This window comes from Pseudomonas sp. NA-150 (assembly GCF_044336365.1).
Taxonomy (GTDB): Bacteria; Pseudomonadota; Gammaproteobacteria; order Pseudomonadales; family Pseudomonadaceae; genus Aquipseudomonas.
Map to the genome: position 1 here is coordinate 6,628,116 of NZ_CP172305.1, position 20,103 is coordinate 6,648,218.

Genomic DNA, 20,103 nt, shown 5'->3' on the forward strand with positions numbered 1-20,103 from the left:
GGATCGCGGGCAAGCCCGCTCCTACAAGTAATGTGATGCTCAGGTTGTGGCCTGCAACCCCGCCAACAGCAACCGCTGATAAAGCTCCTCAAGCAACCCGTGCGGCTCCGCCAATTGCATGCGCTGCAAATGCGCCGGGAAGCTTTCAGGTCCCGGAGCATCGAGCGTCGCCTTGCCTAACTCCAGAATCTCACTGAGCTTGAATTTGCTCTTCAGCCAATTCAACGCCCGCAGCAAATCCTTTTCTTCTGATGTGAAATCACAGCCCAACGGATACTCCGGAAACAGCTGCGCATAACGGACCTTCAATGCTTGCAAGCGCTGTGGCGTGTTCTCGCTAAAACGTAGATCGATACGAAAATCCCGAGGCAGTTTGCCGATCTTTTGCGCTTGCTCGATCAATCCCTGCTGAAAGCGCGAGTCTGTGATGTTGAGCAGCGCCTCGATCACTTGGGCGTCGGTTTTGCCACGCAGATCGGCGATGCCATATTCAGTCACCACTATATCGCGCAGGTGCCGAGGAATCGTCGCGTGGCCATATTCCCAGACGATATTGGAACTCACCTCCCCGCCTGACTCACGCCAACTGCGCAGCATCAGAATCGAGCGCGCGCCTTCCAGGGCGTGGGCCTGAGCGACGAAATTGTATTGGCCACCAACGCCGCTGAGTACGCGACCGTCTTCCAATTGATCGGCAATCGCCGCCCCCATCAAGGTCACGGTGAACGCGCTGTTGATAAACCGCGCATCCTTTCGCTGCAGGCGCTTGAGCTCTTCATTGCCATACAGCTCGTTGATGTAGCTGATGGCGGTCATGTTGAACTGGCTCATCTGCTCGAGCGAAAACTCATTCAAGCGCCGGTAAAAGCTGCGTGGCCCGAGGAAGAACCCACCATGCACCAACAGACCTTCAGGATGCGCTGATTCATCGATCGTGCCGGCGTTTGCTTGCCGCTGCAGCGCCGCATCCGCATACACCTTGCGCCGCACAATGCCTGCGTCGACCAGCACCAGCAGACCATTGACGAACATCTCGCTACAGCCGTACAGCCCCTGAGCAAACGGTTGAACGCCGCCCTCGCGCTCGATCAATGCCGCCCATGAGGTGGTCGCATCCCGTTCGTCGAGCAAGCCGCGATAGGTGATGTTGTCGGCTTGCCGGGCGAGCAATGCAGCGGTCAGCGCATCACCCATCGCACCTATGCCGATCTGCAACGTACCGCCGTCGCGCACCAGAGTACTGGCGTGCAAGCCAATGAAATGGTCCTGAACGCCCACCGGCATATTCGGCGTGGAGAACAGCGTGCTGCGGTCGTCTTCCTCCAGCAACACGTCGAAGTCTTCCGTGCTCAATTCCGAATCGCCAGGCATGTAGGGCAAGTCCGCATGAACCTGTCCGAGCAACAGAATGGTTTCGCCCGCTGCACGACGCTTGGCGATCATCGGCAGCAAATCGAGGGTGACATCGGGGTTGCAGCTCAAGCTGAGATGGTCGGGCCGCTGCGAACTGCGGGCGACCAGTTGCGCCACCAGATTCAGGCCATTGGCATTGATATCACGCGCGGCATGGCTGTAATTGCTGCTGACGTAGTCCTGCTGCGCAGCATGGCTATTGAGCAGGCTGCCCGGTTGCATGAAGAATTGCTGGACGCGAATGTTGTTCGGCAGGCTGTCGCGGCGCAGGTCCGCAAGGAAGTCCAGCTCAAGGTAATCACCAAACACCCGCGCCACAAACGGCTCAAGAAAGCGCTCTTGCAAACCGTTGCCCAGCGCCGGACGCCCGAGGCACAACGCGGTGTAGATCGTCAGCTGTCGGTCCGGCAGTTGCCTGACCCGCGCATACAACGCGTTGACGAAGCGATTGGGTTTGCCCAGGCCCAGCGGCAAGCCCATGTGGATATGCGCCGGTAAGTGCGCGAGTACGTGATCGACAGCTTGTTCGATGGAACACATGTGCGGCATCTAACCCTCCCGGTACATCCTTGACAGCAGGTTGGACCGAGCTTGGCCCCAGTTTGCTGCAAAGGACAAGGCTTCGAATCATTCGCGCACAAAAAAGCCGACTCAACGTCGGCTTTTTGTCATCCCGCTGAATTACTTCAGGCCGGACATCTTCGAAATCGTGGCTTTCAGCTCGGCATCGGAGCAATCCGAGCAGGTGCCTTTTGGCGGCATCGCGTTGATACCGGTAATGGCTTTAGCCAGTAGGCCGTCAATACCGCCTTGCTCTTTGCCACGCTTGCCCCAGTCGGCGGCGTCGCCGATTTTCGGTGCGCCCAGCACGCCTGTACCGTGGCATGCGCCGCAGTGGCCGGCGATGATGTCGTCAGGGGTCTTGGCGCCGCCGCCAGCAGCCGATGCGGCCACATTCATACCCACGCACTCTTTGCCCTGAATGCAGACCTTACCGACCGGATCCAGCCGCTTGGCGATATCGTCGGTGGTCGTAGCCTGTGCACTGACGGCCCATAGGGCCAAGATGACGGCTGGTGCGGCCAGCATTTTGTTGATTAGATTCACGCTTACACCCTCATGGTGGCTAGTCACGCCCGCGGCCACGGTTACGCGGGCGGTCGCAAGTATAACGGTTGGCCCGCCACTCTGAAAACAACCCTATAGTTTCAAGGGTATTTATCAGGCGTCGAGCTTACTTTGGGCGCTTGATGCTCTCGTCCTCGAGTCGCACGCCTCTGCTACAAGCGTCTAATTTAATTCAAAAGTTCGCTGGCGTCGCTGCGCTGATTAGTCGCGCCGGGACGTCGAACGGATTGCGAAAGCGATGCGGCTTGGTGCTTTCGAAATAGTAGCTGTCGCCGGCCTCAAGAATAAAAGTCTCGGCCCCCACCACCAATTCCAGTCGGCCTTCCAGCAGGATCCCGGTCTCTTCGCCCTCATGCGTGAGCATTTCGCCACCGGTGTCCGCACCTGGAGGATAGATCTCATTCAGAAAAGCGATAGCCCGACTCGGGTGCGCCCGCCCAACCAGTTTCATGGTCACGGCACCGTCCGAGATATCAATAAGCTCGCTGGCTTTATAGACCACCTGGGTCGGATTCTCTTGTTCGACCTCTTCCGAAAAGAACTCGACCATAGACATCGGAATACCACCCAGCACCTTTCTCAACGAACTGATCGAGGGGCTGACGCTGTTTTTCTCGATCATGGAGATAGTGCTGTTGGTCACGCCTGCTCGCTTGGCGAGTTCACGCTGGGACAGACCTTTGAGTTTGCGAATGGCTTGCAGTCGTTCACCGACGTCCAATGCTGGAGTCCTCCGATTGATCAGGTGTGGGTCGAAATGAACGTCATGATGGCAACAGCGTTCAGTATTTACAACACTTCGACCCGTAACCTGTTCGTAAAAGGACTGGCGGTTTTCCCAGCTGGCAGGTGTTTTGGCCAGCGGGTACAGGCTACAGCCTGTCAGGCCTCGGAGTAGAGCCGTGGAACCCGACGCAGGTTGCAAAATATCTGGTAAGGAATGGTGCCGGCGTGGGTGGCGACTTCACTGGCCAGCACGTTTTTGCCCCACAGCTCGACCTGGCTGCCGAGACCGGCCTGCGGAACATCCGTCAGATCGACGCACAACATGTCCATCGATACCCGGCCCAGCAAACGGCTTGGCTGACCGTCGATGTAAACCGGCGTTCCGGTCGGCGCGTGACGTGGATAACCATCGGCATAGCCCATGGCAACCACGCCAATACGCATCGCCCGATCGGTGACGAAGCCGCCGCCGTAACCAATCGGCTCACCAGCGGGTAACTCGCGCACACAGATGACTTTCGATTCCAGGGTCATCACCGGCTTGAGACGGCCGGCCAGCGCTTGCGGCTGATCGAATGGCGTAGCGCCGTACAGCAAAATGCCAGGGCGTACCCAGTCGCTGGAAATATTCGGCCAACCCAACACCGCCGGCGAGTTGCGCAAGCTGATCTGCGCCGACAAGCCCTTGCGCGCCGCTTCGAACACCGCCACTTGCTCCTCGCTACGCGCACAGTCCAGCTCGTCGGCGCGGGCGAAGTGGCTCATCAGGACGATTTTCGCCACTTTGCCGCTGGCCAACAGCCGCTGATAAGCCGCCTGATAATCCGCCGGATGCAAGCCGACCCGGTGCATGCCCGAATCGAGCTTGAGCCAGATATTCAGCGGCTGGGCGACGGGTGTCTGCTCGATGGCGTCGAGTTGCCACAGCGAATGCACCACGCACCAGAAATCGTGCTCGACAATCAGCGGCAGCTCACTGGCTTCGAAAAAGCCTTCAAGCAGCAGCACCGGAGCACGAATCCCCGCCTCACGCAGTTCCAGCGCTTCTTCGATACAGGCGACCGCAAATCCATCAGCTTCGGCTTCCAGCGCCTGTGCGCAACGCACCGCGCCATGACCGTAAGCATCCGCCTTGATCACCGCAAGCGCTTTGGCGCCAGTGGTTTCACGAGCCAATTGATAGTTATGACGCAGGGCTTGTAGATCGATCAGGGCGCGGGCTGGACGCATGGCGAGGCTTCTGAGGAAAAGGGGAAATGAACTGTAGGAGCTGCCGCAGGCTGCGATCAGTCGCGAAGACCGTGTTGGCCTTATCGCAGCCTGCGGCAGCTCCTACAGGAAAGGTGTCGTTTACAACTATGGCAGTGCGGCAACCACCGACAGTTCGACCAAAATTTCTGGTTCGCACAGTTTTGCTTCAACGGTGGCCCGGGCCGGTGCGGCGCCCTTTGGCAGCCACTGGTCCCAGACGCTGTTCATGCCGGAAAAATGCGCGTCGATGTCTTTCAGGTAAATCGTCACCGACAGGATTCGGGTTTTGTCGGTTCCTGCCAGGTCCAGCAAACGCTCAATACTGGCGAGGGTTTCACGAGTCTGCTGCTCGATCCCGGCAGCCATGTCGTCACCCACTTGCCCGGCCAGATAGACGGTGCCGTTGTGGACGACGAGTTGACTCATGCGGTCATTGGTGAGCTGGCGCAGGATTGCCATGTTTTACGTTCTCCCGGGTTTTACCGTAGCGAGAAATATCGAGGCCTTCGGCGCTGATTTGTGGTGCTTTGCGGGCAATCAAATCGGCCAGCAAACGTCCAGAGCCGCAAGCCATGGTCCAGCCAAGGGTACCGTGGCCGGTATTGAGGAACAGATTGCGATAAGGCGTGGCGCCGACAATCGGGGTGCCGTCCGGCGTGGTTGGACGCAGGCCGGTCCAGAAGCTGGCTTCGGCCAAATCGCCGCCCTGAGGATAGAGGTCGTTGACAATCATCTCCAGCGTTTCGCGTCGACGCGGGTTCAGCGACAGGTCAAAACCGGCGATTTCCGCCATGCCGCCGACGCGAATGCGGTTGTCGAAACGGGTGATCGCGACCTTGTAGGTCTCGTCGAGAATAGTCGAGGTCGGGGCCATCGCCGGGTTGGTGATCGGCACAGTCAGGGAGTAACCCTTCAGCGGATACACCGGAGCGCGAATACCCAGCGGCTTGAGCAACTGTGGCGAGTAACTGCCAAGCGCCAGCACGTAGCGGTCGGCGGTTTCCAGCTTGCCGTCGATCCATACACCGTTGATACGGTCGCCGGCAAAATCCAGGCGTTCGATGGATTGATCGAAGCGGAACTCAACGCCCAGATCGACCGCCATCTGCGCCAAACGGGTGGTGAACAGCTCACAATCACCGGTCTGGTCGTTGGGCAGACGCAGTGCGCCGGCAAGGATATTGGTGACGCTGGCCAGCGCAGGTTCGACCCGCGCAATGCCGTCACGATCGAGCAATTCGTAAGGCACACCCGATTGCTGCAGGACGGCGATGTCCTTGGCGGCGTTGTCCAGTTGCTCTTGGGTGCGGAACAGCTGAGTGGTCCCCAGGCTGCGCTCTTCGTAGGTAAGACCGGTTTCAGCACGCAGCTCGTCGAGGCAATCGCGGCTGTACTCGGACAGGCGCACCATGCGTTCTTTGTTCACGGCGTAGCGGTTGGCGGTGCAGTTGCGCACCATCTGCGCCATCCACAGGTATTGGTCGATATCCGCGGTGGCCTTGATCGCCAGCGGTGCGTGGCGTTGCAGCAGCCACTTGATCGCTTTGAGCGGCACGCCCGGCGCGGCCCACGGCGACGCGTAACCTGGAGAAATCTGGCCGGCGTTGGCGAAACTGGTTTCCATGGCGGCAGCCGGCTGACGGTCGACCACCGTCACCTCAAACCCGGCGCGGGCCAGATAATAGGCGCTGGTGACACCGATGACGCCACTGCCAAGGACCAGAACTCGCATGTTAAATACCTCTATCGCGGATATCCGCTGACATTTGTTGATCAGAGCGAAGATACGCGCAGTATAAAAAGCTCTGGCCAGTGCTTTTCACTATATAAACACCTATATTTAGCGGTAATTCTCGGCAAAAACGCCTTTAGCAGAGGGGGTTTACCCATGCGTACCCAGCATCAGTCCAAACGCGACCTGGACAAGATCGATCGCAACATCTTGCGCATTCTCCAGGCCGATGGGCGGATCTCCTTTACCGAACTCGGCGAACGCGTGGGATTGTCGACTACTCCCTGTACCGAACGGGTACGCAGGCTGGAGCGCGAAGGGATCATCATGGGCTACAACGCCCGGCTCAACCCGCAGCACCTGAAGGCCAACCTGCTGGTGTTCGTCGAGATCAGCCTCGACTACAAGTCCGGCGACACCTTCGAAGAATTCCGACGCGCCGTGTTGAAACTGCCGCATGTGCTGGAGTGCCACCTGGTGTCCGGTGACTTCGATTACCTGGTGAAGGCGCGAATTTCAGAGATGGCGTCGTACCGCAAACTGCTGGGCGACATCCTGCTCAAGCTGCCGCATGTGCGCGAATCCAAGAGCTATATCGTGATGGAAGAGGTGAAGGAGAGCCTTAACTTGCCAATTCCGGAATAGCCCGCTCCTACAATAAATAGGGATTTACACCAAAACCTGGCGAGTGGACGCGATGTATTCATGCACCTGCTTCTCGGCCCGTGGATGAATCAACTCCACCGGGCGGCGGCCATTGGGGCATGGCAGGGTTTTGGTGGTGCCGAACAGGCGGCAGATCAGCGGACGCTCGTCATACACCGTGCAGCCGTTCGGCCCCAGGTGCACACAGTTCAGTTCATCCATGGCCGCTTCCTGCTCCGCCGCAGTCTTGCGCGGCAGGCGAGCCATTTCTTCGGATGAGGTTGTCACTGGCCCACAGCAATCGTGGCAGCCGGGGACGCATTCGAACGACGGAATCTGCTGCCGAAGAAAGCGGATTTTCTGGCTGTTGCAGCTCATCGAAACGATTACCGAAAGTAGGATCAGTCTGAATTTTGCCTCAGTTGACTCCTACGGGACAGCGCCGCCCGACCGAACCTTGCTGCGCGGCTTGGCAGACGTCTATGCTGCGTCAAATTTTCCAGACACAAAAAGCAGGATCGCCCCCGATGAACGCCCGCGTTCAGCAAACATCCGCCGACAGCCAACACGCGCCCTCGTATTACGCCGCCAACAGTCACGCGCAGCCGGACCATGCGCCTTTGACCGGCGAGCTGAACGTCGATGTGTGCGTGATTGGCGGTGGCTTTTCGGGGTTGAACACGGCGATTGAACTGGCGGAGCGCGGTTTTAGCGTGGCGCTGTTGGAGGCGTGCAAAATCGGTTGGGGCGCCAGCGGGCGCAATGGCGGGCAACTGATTCGCGGCGTCGGTCACGGTCTTGAGCAATTCCACAAGGTGATCGGCAGCGACGGTGTGCGTCAGATGAAACTGATGGGCCTGGAAGCCGTGGAGATCGTGCGGCAGCGGGTCGAGCGCTATCAGATCGACTGCGATCTGACCTGGGGCTACTGCGATCTCGCCAACAAACCACGGGATCTGGCGGGTCTGGCCGAGGATGCGGCCGAACTCAGCAGCCTGGGCTATCGCCACACGCTGCGTTTGCTGCAAGCCGAGCAGATGCGCAGCGTAGTCGGCTCTAGCCGCTATGTCGGCGGCCTGATCGACATGGGCTCCGGTCACCTGCACCCGTTGAATCTCGCCTTGGGCGAAGCCGCGGTGGCGCAGTCGTTGGGCGTGCAGCTGTTTGAGAACTCAAGGGTGACGCGCATTGAGTATGGCCCTCAGGTCCGCGTCCACACCGCCTACGGTTCGGTGCGCGCCGATACGCTGGTGTTGGGCTGTAACGCTTATCTGAACGACCTGAACCCCGAGCTCGGCGGCAAAGTACTGCCGGCGGGCAGCTACATCATCGCCACCGAACCGCTCAGCGAAGCGCAAGCTTGCGAACTGCTGCCGCAGAACATGGCGGTCTGCGATCAGCGCGTGACCGTGGATTATTACCGACTCTCTGCTGATCGTCGTTTGCTGTTCGGCGGCGCCTGTCATTACTCGGGGCATGATCCGAGGGACATTGCCGCTTACATGCGTCCGAAAATGCTCGATGTATTTCCGCAACTGGCCAACACGCGGATCGATTACCAATGGGGCGGCATGATCGGCATCGGGGCCAACCGCCTGCCACAAATTGGCCGCCTGAAGAGCCAGCCCAATGTGTTTTACGCGCAGGCCTATTCCGGGCATGGGGTAAACGCCACCCACCTGGCCGGAAAGCTTCTCGGCGAAGCTATCAGCGGCCAGCACAGTGGCAGATTCGATTTATTTGCCAACGTCCCGCACATCACCTTTCCCGGCGGCAAACATCTGCGTTCACCACTGCTGGCGCTCGGCATGCTCTGGCATCGCTTGAAAGAATTGCGCGCTTAGCTTTTCCAGAACGGCTTCAGCCCTTCGGCGCGCGCCTGTTGCCGGGTGATGCCGATATCTCGCAGTTGATCGGCATCCATTTCGAGCAGGGGCTTTCGACTGGCCCACCGATGGAGGAACAAACCCAGACGACTGGTTGCTGGATAAACGTCCGAACGAACCATCTGTATGGAATGCGCTTGCTCATCCAGTAGCTCCTGGCCCCGCAGCATTAGCCGCACATCGCTCATCCCGTTCATTTTCTTGCCCTTCCATCATCGTCTTCGAGTGCATTCAGAATGACGGCTGGACAAAATTCATTACAGATTCAAAAAATTAGAATTATTTCCATACAGAATGGGCGATTGTGCGCCTGAATCGTGTATTTTGAGGGCATCTGTACTGGTCGATTGAATCGACTGCTCTCAGGAGATCGTCATGACGCTCTACGTCAACCTTGCCGAGATGCTCGGCTCACGCATCGAAAACGGCTTCTATCGCCCCGGCGACCGGCTGCCCTCGGTGCGTGCGTTGAGTCTGGAACATGGCGTCAGCCTGAGCACTGTGCAGCAGGCGTATCGCTTGCTGGAAGACAATGGCTTGGCGGCGCCGAAGCCAAAGTCCGGTTACTTCGTCCCGATCGGGCGCACGGCCCCTGCGTTGCCAGCTGTGGGAAAACCAGCGCAACGGCCTGTGGATATTTCCCAGTGGGAGCAAGTGCTCGAACTGATCCGTGCCGTGCCCAACGCCAACGTCATTCAGTTGGGACGCGGGATGCCCGATATCTCCAGTCCGACCCTCAAGCCGTTATTGCGCTCGCTGGCCAGCATCAGCCGACGTCTGGACATGCCAGGGCTGTATTACGACAACATCAGCGGTGCGCAATGCCTGCGTGATCAGGTGGCGCGTCTGTTGCTGGATTCCGGGTGTCAGCTCACGGCCAACGAAATAATCATCACCACAGGCTGTCATGAAGCGCTGTCCACCAGCATTCGTGCCGTTTGCGAGGCCGGAGACATTGTGGCCGTCGACTCGCCAAGCTTTCACGGGGTCATGCAGACGCTCAAGGGACTGGGGATAAAAGCCCTGGAAATCCCCACCGACCCCCTCACCGGCATCAGCCTGGAAGCCCTGGAGCTGGCGCTGGAACAGTGGCCGATCAAAGCCATTCAGCTGACCCCCAGCTGCAATAACCCGCTGGGTTATGTGATGCCTGAAGCGCGTAAACGCGCGCTGCTGGTGCTCGCCCAACGCTATGACGTGGCGATCATCGAAGACGATGTGTATGGCGACCTGGCCTACACCTATCCGCGCCCGCGAACGATCAAATCCTTCGACGACGACGGCCGCGTCCTGCTTTGCAGTTCGTTCTCGAAAACCCTGGCGCCCGGCCTGCGCATTGGCTGGGTCGCGCCGGGGCGTTATCTGGAACGCGTGCTGCACATGAAATACATCAGCACCGGCTGCACCGCCACCCAACCGCAGATAGCGATTGCCGAGTTCCTCAAAGGTGGGCACTACGAACCGCACCTGCGCCGGATGCGCGGGCAATATCAACGCAGTCGGGACCAAATGACTGACTGGATCATGCGCTACTTCCCACAGGGCACCCGCGTCAGTCGTCCGCAGGGCAGCTTCATGCTGTGGGTCGAACTGCAAGAAGACTTCGACACCCTGCGTTTGAACCGGGCCTTGCTGGATCAAGGCGTACAGGTGGCGGTCGGCAGTATCTTTTCTGCATCAGGCAAATACCGGAATTGCCTGCGGATGAACTACGCTGCCAAGCCAACGCCGCAGATTGAAGAGGCGGTGCGCAAGGTCGGCTCGACCATCGCCCGCTTGCTCGCGGAAACGGAGACGACAGCCGTCTGACATTTGCTCTGCGGTAAGGTCCAACGTCAAATTGCGGTGTAGGGATAAATCCCATTGAACAAACGTTGGGCGCTGCCCTTCTACCTCCTGCTGGTCCTCTGCCTCAGCAGCTGTGCGCACTTGAGCGCACCCCGCGAGCCCAGTCAGGCGCTGCCCGCATCGGGCTCAAGCTTTGGCCGGTCGATCCAGACGCTGGCCGCCTCGCATCAGGGCAGCTCCGGTTTTCGTTTGCTGCCCAACAGCACCGAAGCGTTCATCGCCCGCGCCGAGCTGATCCGCAATGCGCAAAGCAGCCTCGATCTGCAGTATTACATCGTGCATGACGGGCTCAGCACTCGGGCGCTGGTCAAGGAGCTGCTCAAAGCCGCCGACCGAGGCGTGCGCGTGCGAGTCTTGCTCGATGACACCACCAGTGACGGCCTGGATCAGGTCATCGCCACCCTCGCTGCGCACCCGAACATTCAGATTCGATTGTTCAACCCCTTGCAATTGGGCCGCAGCACCGGCGTCACGCGCGCCATGGGCCGACTGTTCGACCTGTCGCTGCAACATCGACGCATGCATAACAAACTGTGGCTGGCCGACAGCAGCGTGGCGATTGTCGGTGGACGCAATCTGGGCGATGAGTATTTCGACGCCGAACCCGACCTGAACTTCACCGACATCGATCTACTGGGTGTCGGCCCTGTTGCCGCGCAATTGGCCCACAGCTTCGATCAGTACTGGAACAGCGCCCTCAGCCAGCCCATTGGTGAATTCGTCTACACCCCGCCCACGGCGGCAGATCTACAGCAGGCCCGACACAGACTTGAAGCGTCGCTGGAAGAGTCTCATCAGCAAAACAAGGCGTTGTACGAACGCTTGATGGCTTATAAAACCCAGCCACACCTCGCCGCCTGGCTCAACGACCTGATCTGGGCCCATAGCCAGGTGTTGTGGGATGCACCGAGTAAAGTGTTGGCCAAAGGTGAACCCGATCCACAGCTGCTATTGACCACCCAACTCGAACCGGAACTGCTCAACGTCAACCACGAACTGATGCTGATTTCGGCGTACTTCGTCCCCGGCCCACAAGGTTTACGCTACCTCACGGGGCGTGCCGACGCCGGGGTATCGGTGAGCCTGCTGACCAACTCGCTGGAAGCCACCGACGTCCCGGCCGTGCATGGCGGCTACACACCCTATCGAAAAACCTTACTGGTACACGGCGTGAAGTTGTTCGAGCTGCGACGCCAGCCTGGAGCGCCGCAGCGCAGCGGGCTGCATTTGCTCAAGAGAAGCGGATTCAGTGCGGGTTCGGATTCGAGCCTGCACAGCAAGGCCATGATCTTCGATGGCGAAAGAGCCTTCATCGGCTCATTCAACTTCGACCCGCGCTCGGTGCTGTGGAATACCGAAGTCGGTGTATTGGTCGACAGTCCCGAGCTAGCCGGACACTTGCGCGGCCTGGCGCTGCATGGCATGTCTCCCGCCCTGAGCTACCAGGCGCGCCTGGAGCACGGCCAAGTGGTGTGGGTCACCGAAGACAACGGCAAGATTCACACGCTGCACAAGGAACCGGGGGACGTCTGGCGCCGATTTAACGCCTGGCTCAGCGGCGCCATCGGCCTGGAACAGATGCTTTAAGCCGCGAGCGGCAACGCGCCAAATGCACCTCGACGCTGGGACAGAATCACCAGACCCAGCGCGCCCGCGGCCATCAACCAGGGTAACGCGTGCCCGCTGATCCACTGACTTCCCGCCCCCGCCGCCAACGGCCCGATCAGGCAACCAATCCCCCACAGTTGCGCAACATGGGCATTGGCGCGCACCAGCGCATCGTCTCGATAGCGCTCGCCGATCAAAATCAGCGACAAGGTGAACAAGCCGCCGGCACTGGCACCAAACAGCACCCAAATCGGCCAGATCAGCACGGTATCGATCGACAGTGGAATCGCCAGGCTCGACAGCATCAACAGCAACGCACAGCCTGATAACAACGCACGTCGGGAGACCCGATCCGCCAGCGCGCCAATCGGCAGTTGCAGCAGCGCGTCACCCACCACCACGGTGCTGACCATGAACAACGCGATTTCCGGGGTGAAGCCCTGCTGCACGCAATAAATCGGCAGCAGGGTAAGAATCATCGCTTCAAACGCCGCGAACAGCGCAATCGCCCAGGCGATCGCCGGCAGCCCACGGCAAAAACCGAACAGATCGACAAAGGTGACACCACAGGCTTCGGCGCTTGGCGCGCCACTGCGGCCCAGCAACAACAACGGCGAAACCACCAGCAACGCGGCGCCGATCCAGAAGCCGTAATCCGCTTCGGTGCCGATCACCCCCAGCAACAGCGGGCCGGCCAGTTGGCTCAGGGCATAACTACTGCCGTACAAGGCCACCAGACGTCCGCGCCAACGTTCGACGACAAGTTGGTTGATCCAGCTTTCACCGAGGATGAAAACGATGGTCAGAATCACCCCGATCAACAGCCGCAGCACGACCCAGACGGCATAGCTCGGCAGAACAGCCAGCAACCCGATGGAAAGCGCCCCGCCCCACAGGCAGAGCTGCATCAGCCGGGGCGTACCGAAATGTGCCGCGAGGCGACTGGCAATACTCGCGCCGACCAACACACCCACGGCCGGCATCGCCGCCATCACCCCAATGGCAAACGAGCCATAACCCCACCCCTCCAGCCGCAAGGAAACCAGCGGCATGCTCACGCCCAGCGCCAGCCCGACGCTCAATACCGAGGCCAGCACCGCGAAATAAGTACCCCAACGCATTGCCCACGCTCCTGTGGCTCTAAGCAACACAGCCGGGCTTCCCTTGAGGAGAACCCGGCTGTTATCTATCGGACATCGACTCTGTAGGAGCGGGCTTGCCCGCGATCAGCTTGGCGCGGTGTGTCAGGCTCACCGCCATCGCGGGCGAGCCCGCTCCTACAAGGTTTGGGGCTTACAACTTGATCCAGGTCGCCTTCAGCTCGGTGTATTTGTCGAACGCATGCAGCGATTTATCGCGGCCGTTGCCCGACTGTTTGAAGCCACCGAACGGCGCGGTCATGTCGCCGCCATCGTATTGGTTGACCCACACACTCCCGGCGCGCAGGGCTTTGGCAGTCAGATGCGCCTTGGACAGATCAGCCGTCCACACCGCAGCCGCGAGGCCATAAGGCGTGTCGTTGGCGATCCGAATGGCTTCTTCTACGCTGTCGAAAGTAATCACCGACAACACAGGGCCGAAGATTTCTTCCTGAGCGATTTTCATCGCGTTGCTCACGCCGTCGAAAATCGTCGGTTCAACGTAAGTGCCGCCGGTTTCCTGCAGGATGCGCTTGCCACCGGTGACCAGCTTGGCGCCATCGGCGTGACCCGATTCGATGTAAGACAGCACAGTGTTCATCTGCTGGGTGTCGACCAGAGCACCGACATTGGTTTGCGGATCCAGCGGATTGCCCGGCTTCCAGACTTTCAGCGCGTCGATCACCATCGGCAGAAATTTATCCTTGATCGAACGCTCGACCAACAGACGCGAGCCTGCGGTGCACACTTCGCCCTGGTTGAAGGCAATGGCGCTGGCAGCCGACTCAGCAGCCGCTTGCAGGTCCGCGGCATCGGCAAACACGATGTTCGGGCTCTTGCCGCCAGCTTCCAGCCAGACGCGCTTCATGTTCGACTCGCCGGAGTAGATCAGCAGTTGCTTGGCGATTTTGGTCGAACCGGTGAACACCAGGGTGTCGACGTCCATGTGCAGGGCCAGGGCCTTGCCGACAGTGTGACCATAGCCTGGCAACACGTTGAGCACGCCAGCCGGAATACCGGCTTCGATCGCCAATTGGGCGATACGGATGGCAGTCAGCGGGGATTTTTCCGACGGTTTCAGGACTACCGAGTTACCGGTGGACAGCGCCGGACCGAGTTTCCAGCACGCCATCAACAGCGGGAAGTTCCACGGCACGATGGCGGCCACGACACCGATGGGCTCGCGCGTCACCAGACCCAGTTGGTCATGGGGGGTCGCCGCCACTTCGTCGTAAATCTTGTCGATCGCTTCACCGCTCCAGCTCAGTGCCTGGGCGGCACCGGGGATGTCGATGCCCAGCGAATCGCTGATCGGCTTGCCCATGTCGAGGGTTTCGAGCAGGGCCAATTCGTCTACGTGTTCATTCAACAGGGCGGCGAAGCGAATCATCACGGCTTTGCGCTTGACCGGAGCCAGACGCGACCACACCCCGGAATTGAACGTAGCGCGAGCGCTTTCGACGGCACGCTGGGCATCGGCAACATCGCAGCTGGCGACCTGCGCCAGCACACGGCCATCGACCGGGCTGATGCATTCGAACGTGGCGTTGGAAACGGCGGCGGTGTACTCACCGTTGATGAAAGCGCGACCTTCAATCTTCAGATTTTTGGCGCGTTGTTCCCAGTCAGCACGAGTCAGGGTGGTCATTCGAGTGTCCTCCTGTTGTTTTTTGAATACGCATGGCATCAGCCAAGGGCAACCGCCACCCTAAACCAAATGACGGGCAAATTTCCAATATATTTGACACTAGGAGCTAAAATGGCGATCAATTGTTCATTTTATTCAACATAAACCCTAAATCACAGGGAGAACCACGATGGGCATCGAGAGCATTGTAGATTTCAGTCAAGAAAGCATGGAGCCAGAGCGCTACTTACCCGCGCAGGACAAAATCCTCAAGGGCAACCCGGAGCAAGTTATCTACCAACACTACAACAGCCCCTGCGGTCAGTTCGGCGCCGGCGTATGGGAAGGCGAGTCAGGCCAGTGGAAAGTGAAATTCACCGAGCACGAATACTGCGAAATCGTGCAGGGCGTTTCCGTGCTGCGTGACGGAAATGGCGGGGCGAAAACCGTGAGGGCCGGTGATCGTTTTGTCATCCCGGCGGGTTTCGAAGGCACCTGGGAGGTGCTTGAACATTGCCGGAAGATCTACGTGGCGTTCGAACAGAAAAGCTGAAGGCAAAAAAAATGCCCGTATCGAGCGATACGGGCATTTTTTTGTAGAAGCGAAATCAATTACTTGATTTTGGCTTCTTTGTAGATCACGTGCTTACGTGCTACCGGATCGAATTTTTTGATTTCGATTTTGTCCGGAGTAGTACGTTTGTTCTTGTCGGTGGTGTAGAAGTGACCAGTGTTAGCGGTCGACACCAGACGGATCAATTCACGCATGACTTTCTCCCTTAAATTTTGCCGTCGCGACGGAGTTCGGCGAGCACTACTTCAATGCCACGCTTGTCGATGATACGCATGCCTTTAGCAGATACGCGCAGACGCACAAAACGTTTCTCACCTTCGACCCAGAAGCGGTGATGCTGCAGGTTCGGCAGGAAACGACGACGGGTTTTGTTGTTTGCGTGGGAAATGTTATTCCCAGTCACCGGACCCTTACCGGTAACTTGACAGACTCTCGACATGCCTCAGCCCTCTAAAACCACATGCCCAACCCGGCATGGGTTGGCCGCTTAATCTCTCAGTTGGCGCCAGGCGCCGCGTTTCTTTAGGGGTCTTACCAGGCTAGACCTACAAGCGCAGGAACCGGGCCCCTAGAAAAGAGCGCTGCTTTATACCAGAAACCCTGCGATGCAACAACAAAACATGTACATCACCTTGCTTTAGCTATGGCCTTTATCCCATTGGAGGCAGCCTGCGCGGGCTGCGACAGGATAACGACCACTCGTCGCGACAGACCGATTGTCCTGCGCGATTTCATAGTCTAGGGTAACTGCCTCACCAGACTGCACCGGCAGATGGGGCCCAATCTGACAGGAAAACCGCCATGCGTCTTATGCGACTTGCTGCCCTTCCCCTTCTGCTCGCGCCGCTTCTTGCCCAGGCTGCAACCACCCTCAGCGTCTGCACCGAAGCCAGCCCTGAAGGCTTTGACGTGGTGCAATACAACTCGCTGACCACCACCAACGCCTCGGCTGACGCGCTGATGAATCGCCTGGTGGACTACGATGCGCAAGCCGCAAAGGTCGTCCCAAGCCTGGCCGAGAGCTGGACGATCTCCGCCGATGGCCTGACTTACGACTTCAAGCTACGCCCTGGCGTGAAGTTTCACCACACCGATTACTTCAATCCGACACGCGACCTGACCTCGGAAGACGTGCAGTTCAGCTTCCAGCGCATGCTTGATCCGGCGAATCCGTGGCACAAAGTCGCGCAGAGCGGTTTCCCACACGCGCAATCGATGCAGTTGCCCGCATTAATCAAGAGTATCGACACACCTGACGCGCTGACCGTGCGCTTTACCCTCAGCCATCCGGACTCGACCTTCCTTGCGACCCTGAGCATGGGTTTCGCCTCGATTTACTCGGCCGAGTACACCGCACAGTTGCTCAAAGCCGGTACTCCGGAAAAACTCAACAGCCAGCCAATCGGCACCGGCCCGTTTGTGTTTAAACGTTTTGAGAAGGACGCCGTGGTGCGTTACGCCGCCAACCCGGACTACTTCGCGGGCAAGCCGGGCGTCGATGCGCTGGTGTTTGCGATCACCCCGGACGCCAACGTGCGTTTGCAGAAGATCCGCCAAAATGAATGCCAGATCGCGCTGTCGCCCAAGCCCTTGGATATCGAGGCCGCAAGCAAGGATCCGAAACTGGATATCGTGAGGAACTCGGCGTTCATGACCGCGTTTGTCGCACTCAACAGCCAGCATCCGCCGCTGGATAAGCCGGAAGTACGCCAGGCCATCAACCTGGCGTTTGACAAGAAAACCTACCTCAAGTCGGTATTCGAAGACACCGCAGAAGCCGCCAATGGCATTTACCCGCCAAACACCTGGGGCTACGCCAAAGACCTGCCCGGTTACGCCTACGACCCCGCCAAAGCTCGCGAATTACTGGCCAAGGCCGGTTTGAAGGACGGCTTCAAGACCACCATATGGACGCGCCCGTCCGGCAGCCTGCTCAATCCTAACCCGAGCCTCGGCGCCCAGTTGCTGCAAGCCGATCTGGCGAAAGTCGGCATCCTCGCCGAGATCAAAGTCATCGAATGGGGCGAGTTGATCCGTCGCGCCAAGGCCGGCGAGCATGACGTGCTGTTCATGGGCTGGGCGGGCGATAACGGTGACCCGGATAACTTCCTGTCACCGCAGTTCTCCTGCGCCGCCGTGACGTCCGGCACCAACTTCTCACGCTACTGCGATCAGAATCTGGACAAGCTGATCACCTCGGGCAAGGCCGCCACCGATCACGCCGAGCGGGTGTCGCTGTACCAGCAAGCCCAGGCACAGATCCAGCAACAGGCGCTATGGCTGCCACTGGCGCACCCGACAGCCGCCGCGCTGACACGAAAAGGCGTACAGGGTTATCAGGTCAGTCCGTTCGGTCGTCAGGACTTTTCCCACGTCACATTGAAATAAACCTGAACCTGTAGGAGCTGCCGAAGGCTGCGATCGACCGGGAACCGGTCGCCGCGTTCCAATGCCAATCGCAGCCTGCGGCAGCTCCTACAATCATTTGCGCACCCACAGATTGTGCTGGCTACACCAACCCAGCCTCGGCCATCGAAAAGGGTTCGCCGTCACCGATGATGAAGTGGTCGAGCACCTCCACGTCGATCATCGCCAGCGAAGCCTTGAGTAATTTGGTCAGTCTTTCGTCCGCCGGGCTGGGGTCGGGCACGCCGGATGGATGGTTGTGGCACAGAATCAGGGCGGATGCGTTGTGCGCCAAGGCTCGCTTTACCACTTGGCGCGGATGGACTTCGGTGCTGCGTATCGAGCCATGAAACAGTATCTCGAACGCGAGCACTCGATGCTTGGTGTCCAGAAACAGGCAGGCGAACACTTCATGCGGCTCATGCCGCAGCATGGCTTTCAAGTATTCACGCACATCCTGCGGGTTTTGCAGGCCAGCATCACGCTTCAAACGCTCGGCCATATGCCGCCGGGACATTTCCATGACCGCTTGTAACTGCGCGAACTTGGCCGACCCCAACCCCAGCTCCAGGCTGAAGGTTTTCAGGTCTGCCTCCAACAATGCCCTCAAGCTGCCGAATTGCTTCAACAAATGTCGCGCCAGGTCTACCGCGCTTTTTCCGGTAACGCCGGTGCGTAAAAAAATGGCCAGCAGCTCGGCGTCGGAAAGACTCGCCGCCCCCAGGTCGAGAAGCTTCTCCCGCGGCCGTTCCGCCGCGGGCCAATCGCGAATACTCATAACACCTCCATGTGTGTGGGCGCCGCTGTTCCCGTGCGGTCGCTGTGCTATCTTAGCCCATCTTTTTTGCGCGGCGACCTGGCCTGGGGAGGCGTCATCGCCGTTGCGTTCACTCGACTAAAAGGCAGGCCTATGCAGCGGCTGTATCGGAAACGCATTGTTCTCGGCGTCGGCGGCGGCATCGCGGCCTACAAGAGTGCCGAACTGGTCCGTCGGCTACTCGACCAGGGCGCGGAAGTGCGTGTTGTCATGACTCGCGGCGGCAGTGAATTCATCACACCGCTGACCATGCAGGCCTTGTCCGGCAATCCCGTGCACCTGGATCTGCTCGACCCGGCGGCCGAAGCCGCCATGGGGCATATCGAGCTGGCCAAATGGGCAGACCTGATTCTGATCGCCCCGGCCACCGCCGACTTGATGGCGCGCCTGGCCCAAGGCATCGCCAACGACCTGTTGACCACCGTGGTGCTGGCCACTGACGCCCCCGTGGCGCTGGCGCCCGCCATGAACCAGGCCATGTGGCGCGACCCGGCGACCCAAGCCAATGCGCGTTTGCTGGAAGAGCGTGGCATGCGCATGTTCGGCCCTGCGTCTGGCAGCCAGGCCTGTGGCGACGTGGGTTTCGGGCGCATGCTCGAACCAGGCGATCTCGCCCAATTGGCCGCCGATTGCTTCCGTCGTGAATCCTTGACCGGCAAACACGTGCTGATCACGGCCGGTCCGACTCAGGAAAACATCGACCCGGTGCGCTACATCACCAACCACAGTTCGGGGAAAATGGGCTTTGCCCTGGCCGAAGCTGCCGTTGAAGCCGGTGCCCGAGTGACCTTGATCACCGGCCCGGTCAACCTGCAAACTCCGGATCGCGTGACCCGCATCGACGTGGTCAGCGCCCGTGACATGCTGGCCGCCTGCGAAGCGGCGATCCCGTGCGACCTGTTCATCGCCTCCGCAGCTGTAGCCGACTACCGCCCGGAAGTAGTCGCCCCGCACAAACTCAAGAAAGATCCTACGAACGGTGACGGCTTGCTGTTGCAGATGGTCCGCAACCCGGACATTCTCGCGACCATCGCCACCCGCCCGGATCGCCCGTTCAGTGTCGGCTTCGCCGCCGAGACCGAACACCTGCTCGACTACGCTGCCCGCAAACTCAAGGACAAGAACCTTGATTTGATCGTCGCCAATGACGTGGCCAACCCCAGCATTGGCTTCAACAGCGAAGAGAACGCCTGCAGCGTGATCGACCGGGCCCTGCACGAAACCGTTTTCGCCCAGACCAGCAAAGGCAAGATTGCCCGCCAGCTGATCACTTTTATCGCCGACCGTCTGAACCAGGTTTAAT

At 59.3% G+C, this 20,103-nt stretch carries 20 protein-coding genes; 7 read left to right on the plus strand and 13 right to left on the minus strand.

Going from position 1 to position 20,103, the window contains the following annotated elements:
* Window positions 1-39: 39 nt before the first annotated feature.
* The 6 genes from ACF0H7_RS30870 to dadA all read right to left on the minus strand — a co-directional run bounded on the left by ACF0H7_RS30870 (window position 40) and on the right by dadA (window position 6,250).
* On the minus strand, window positions 40-1,962 hold the full coding sequence (locus ACF0H7_RS30870; protein WP_397450563.1) for an acetyl-CoA hydrolase/transferase C-terminal domain-containing protein: 1,923 nt from the start codon (window positions 1,960-1,962) through the stop codon (window positions 40-42).
* A 132-nt stretch (window positions 1,963-2,094) separates the two neighbouring features.
* Window positions 2,095-2,520 carry a c-type cytochrome gene (locus tag ACF0H7_RS30875; protein ID WP_397450564.1) on the minus strand — a complete coding sequence of 142 codons (426 nt, stop codon included), beginning with the start codon at window positions 2,518-2,520 and terminating at the stop codon, window positions 2,095-2,097.
* A gap of 193 nt (window positions 2,521-2,713) precedes the next feature.
* Complete coding sequence (locus tag ACF0H7_RS30880) at window positions 2,714-3,262, minus strand: cupin domain-containing protein (protein ID WP_397450565.1); 549 nt, start codon at window positions 3,260-3,262, stop codon at window positions 2,714-2,716.
* Window positions 3,263-3,423: 161 nt separating this feature from the next.
* Window positions 3,424-4,497 (minus strand): alanine racemase, encoded by a 1,074-nt coding sequence (gene alr, locus ACF0H7_RS30885; RefSeq protein WP_397450566.1) that lies wholly within the window; start codon window positions 4,495-4,497, stop codon window positions 3,424-3,426.
* Between the two features lie 126 nt (window positions 4,498-4,623).
* Complete coding sequence (locus ACF0H7_RS30890; protein WP_397450567.1) at window positions 4,624-4,977, minus strand: RidA family protein; 354 nt, start codon at window positions 4,975-4,977, stop codon at window positions 4,624-4,626.
* Window positions 4,949-6,250, minus strand: coding sequence for a D-amino acid dehydrogenase (dadA, locus tag ACF0H7_RS30895; RefSeq protein ID WP_397450568.1), 1,302 nt, complete (start codon window positions 6,248-6,250; stop codon window positions 4,949-4,951). Before dadA ends, ACF0H7_RS30890 begins: the two co-directional genes overlap by 29 nt.
* A 156-nt stretch (window positions 6,251-6,406) precedes the next feature.
* On the opposite strand from dadA, the gene ACF0H7_RS30900 reads away from it, so the two are divergent.
* Window positions 6,407-6,895 carry an Lrp/AsnC ligand binding domain-containing protein gene (locus ACF0H7_RS30900; protein WP_397450569.1) on the plus strand — a complete coding sequence of 163 codons (489 nt, stop codon included), beginning with the start codon at window positions 6,407-6,409 and terminating at the stop codon, window positions 6,893-6,895.
* A gap of 24 nt (window positions 6,896-6,919) precedes the next feature.
* Here the strand turns inward: ACF0H7_RS30900 and ACF0H7_RS30905 are convergent, their stop codons facing one another.
* On the minus strand, window positions 6,920-7,273 hold the full coding sequence (locus ACF0H7_RS30905) for a YkgJ family cysteine cluster protein (RefSeq protein WP_397450570.1): 354 nt from the start codon (window positions 7,271-7,273) through the stop codon (window positions 6,920-6,922).
* A gap of 149 nt (window positions 7,274-7,422) precedes the next feature.
* Here ACF0H7_RS30905 and ACF0H7_RS30910 point away from each other — a divergent pair, with 149 nt between their 5' ends.
* Window positions 7,423-8,739: an NAD(P)/FAD-dependent oxidoreductase gene (locus ACF0H7_RS30910; RefSeq protein WP_397450571.1), complete on the plus strand. Its 1,317-nt coding sequence runs from the start codon at window positions 7,423-7,425 to the stop codon at window positions 8,737-8,739.
* Here the strand turns inward: ACF0H7_RS30910 and ACF0H7_RS30915 are convergent.
* A complete protein-coding gene (locus tag ACF0H7_RS30915; RefSeq protein ID WP_397450572.1) occupies window positions 8,736-8,978 on the minus strand; it encodes a DUF1127 domain-containing protein in 243 nt (80 codons plus the stop codon). The genes ACF0H7_RS30910 and ACF0H7_RS30915 overlap by 4 nt on opposite strands.
* 178 nt (window positions 8,979-9,156) lie before the next feature.
* Here ACF0H7_RS30915 and ACF0H7_RS30920 point away from each other — a divergent pair, with 178 nt between their 5' ends.
* Window positions 9,157-10,590 (plus strand): PLP-dependent aminotransferase family protein, encoded by a 1,434-nt coding sequence (locus ACF0H7_RS30920; RefSeq protein ID WP_397450573.1) that lies wholly within the window; start codon window positions 9,157-9,159, stop codon window positions 10,588-10,590.
* 54 nt (window positions 10,591-10,644) lie between these two features.
* Window positions 10,645-12,216 carry a phospholipase D family protein gene (locus ACF0H7_RS30925; RefSeq protein ID WP_397450574.1) on the plus strand — a complete coding sequence of 524 codons (1,572 nt, stop codon included), beginning with the start codon at window positions 10,645-10,647 and terminating at the stop codon, window positions 12,214-12,216.
* Here the strand turns inward: ACF0H7_RS30925 and ACF0H7_RS30930 are convergent.
* Together ACF0H7_RS30930 and ACF0H7_RS30935 are read right to left on the minus strand one after the other, a co-directional pair.
* Window positions 12,213-13,358, minus strand: coding sequence for an MFS transporter (locus tag ACF0H7_RS30930; protein WP_397450575.1), 1,146 nt, complete (start codon window positions 13,356-13,358; stop codon window positions 12,213-12,215). The two genes, ACF0H7_RS30925 and ACF0H7_RS30930, sit on opposite strands and share 4 nt — an antisense overlap.
* 172 nt (window positions 13,359-13,530) lie before the next feature.
* On the minus strand, window positions 13,531-15,024 hold the full coding sequence (locus ACF0H7_RS30935) for an aldehyde dehydrogenase (RefSeq protein WP_397450576.1): 1,494 nt from the start codon (window positions 15,022-15,024) through the stop codon (window positions 13,531-13,533).
* Window positions 15,025-15,193: 169 nt separating this feature from the next.
* Here ACF0H7_RS30935 and ACF0H7_RS30940 point away from each other — a divergent pair, with 169 nt between their 5' ends.
* Window positions 15,194-15,556, plus strand: a complete 363-nt coding sequence (locus tag ACF0H7_RS30940; RefSeq protein WP_397450577.1) for a cupin domain-containing protein — start codon at window positions 15,194-15,196, stop codon at window positions 15,554-15,556.
* 59 nt (window positions 15,557-15,615) lie between these two features.
* Here the strand turns inward: ACF0H7_RS30940 and rpmG are convergent, their stop codons facing one another.
* Both rpmG and rpmB read right to left on the minus strand, forming a co-directional pair.
* Window positions 15,616-15,771 (minus strand): 50S ribosomal protein L33, encoded by a 156-nt coding sequence (gene rpmG, locus ACF0H7_RS30945; RefSeq protein WP_062379766.1) that lies wholly within the window; start codon window positions 15,769-15,771, stop codon window positions 15,616-15,618.
* Window positions 15,772-15,782: 11 nt separating this feature from the next.
* Window positions 15,783-16,016, minus strand: coding sequence for a 50S ribosomal protein L28 (gene rpmB / locus ACF0H7_RS30950; RefSeq protein WP_002551514.1), 234 nt, complete (start codon window positions 16,014-16,016; stop codon window positions 15,783-15,785).
* A 371-nt stretch (window positions 16,017-16,387) separates the two neighbouring features.
* Between rpmB and ACF0H7_RS30955 the strand changes: the two genes are divergently transcribed.
* A complete protein-coding gene (locus tag ACF0H7_RS30955) occupies window positions 16,388-17,965 on the plus strand; it encodes an ABC transporter substrate-binding protein (RefSeq protein WP_397454086.1) in 1,578 nt (525 codons plus the stop codon).
* A gap of 121 nt (window positions 17,966-18,086) precedes the next feature.
* Here the strand turns inward: ACF0H7_RS30955 and radC are convergent, their stop codons facing one another.
* Window positions 18,087-18,761, minus strand: coding sequence for a DNA repair protein RadC (gene radC / locus ACF0H7_RS30960; protein WP_397450578.1), 675 nt, complete (start codon window positions 18,759-18,761; stop codon window positions 18,087-18,089).
* A gap of 132 nt (window positions 18,762-18,893) precedes the next feature.
* Here radC and coaBC point away from each other — a divergent pair, with 132 nt between their 5' ends.
* The gene (coaBC, locus tag ACF0H7_RS30965; protein ID WP_397450579.1) at window positions 18,894-20,102 is read left to right on the plus strand and encodes a bifunctional phosphopantothenoylcysteine decarboxylase/phosphopantothenate--cysteine ligase CoaBC; all 1,209 of its coding nucleotides are present in this window, start codon (window positions 18,894-18,896) and stop codon (window positions 20,100-20,102) included.
* Window position 20,103: the final 1 nt, after the last annotated feature.

Coding starts and splice junctions, on each gene's coding strand:
- ACF0H7_RS30870 (WP_397450563.1), bottom strand. CDS start 1,962: ATGCCGCACATGTGTTCCATCGAACAAGCTGTCGATCACGTACTCGCG.
- alr (WP_397450566.1), bottom strand. CDS start 4,497: ATGCGTCCAGCCCGCGCCCTGATCGATCTACAAGCCCTGCGTCATAAC.
- ACF0H7_RS30890 (WP_397450567.1), bottom strand. CDS start 4,977: ATGGCAATCCTGCGCCAGCTCACCAATGACCGCATGAGTCAACTCGTC.
- dadA (WP_397450568.1), bottom strand. CDS start 6,250: ATGCGAGTTCTGGTCCTTGGCAGTGGCGTCATCGGTGTCACCAGCGCC.
- ACF0H7_RS30900 (WP_397450569.1), top strand. CDS start 6,407: ATGCGTACCCAGCATCAGTCCAAACGCGACCTGGACAAGATCGATCGC.
- ACF0H7_RS30905 (WP_397450570.1), bottom strand. CDS start 7,273: ATGAGCTGCAACAGCCAGAAAATCCGCTTTCTTCGGCAGCAGATTCCG.
- ACF0H7_RS30910 (WP_397450571.1), top strand. CDS start 7,423: ATGAACGCCCGCGTTCAGCAAACATCCGCCGACAGCCAACACGCGCCC.
- ACF0H7_RS30915 (WP_397450572.1), bottom strand. CDS start 8,978: ATGAACGGGATGAGCGATGTGCGGCTAATGCTGCGGGGCCAGGAGCTA.
- ACF0H7_RS30920 (WP_397450573.1), top strand. CDS start 9,157: ATGACGCTCTACGTCAACCTTGCCGAGATGCTCGGCTCACGCATCGAA.
- ACF0H7_RS30930 (WP_397450575.1), bottom strand. CDS start 13,358: ATGCGTTGGGGTACTTATTTCGCGGTGCTGGCCTCGGTATTGAGCGTC.
- ACF0H7_RS30935 (WP_397450576.1), bottom strand. CDS start 15,024: ATGACCACCCTGACTCGTGCTGACTGGGAACAACGCGCCAAAAATCTG.
- ACF0H7_RS30940 (WP_397450577.1), top strand. CDS start 15,194: ATGGGCATCGAGAGCATTGTAGATTTCAGTCAAGAAAGCATGGAGCCA.
- rpmG (WP_062379766.1), bottom strand. CDS start 15,771: ATGCGTGAATTGATCCGTCTGGTGTCGACCGCTAACACTGGTCACTTC.
- rpmB (WP_002551514.1), bottom strand. CDS start 16,016: ATGTCGAGAGTCTGTCAAGTTACCGGTAAGGGTCCGGTGACTGGGAAT.
- ACF0H7_RS30955 (WP_397454086.1), top strand. CDS start 16,388: ATGCGACTTGCTGCCCTTCCCCTTCTGCTCGCGCCGCTTCTTGCCCAG.
- radC (WP_397450578.1), bottom strand. CDS start 18,761: ATGAGTATTCGCGATTGGCCCGCGGCGGAACGGCCGCGGGAGAAGCTT.
- coaBC (WP_397450579.1), top strand. CDS start 18,894: ATGCAGCGGCTGTATCGGAAACGCATTGTTCTCGGCGTCGGCGGCGGC.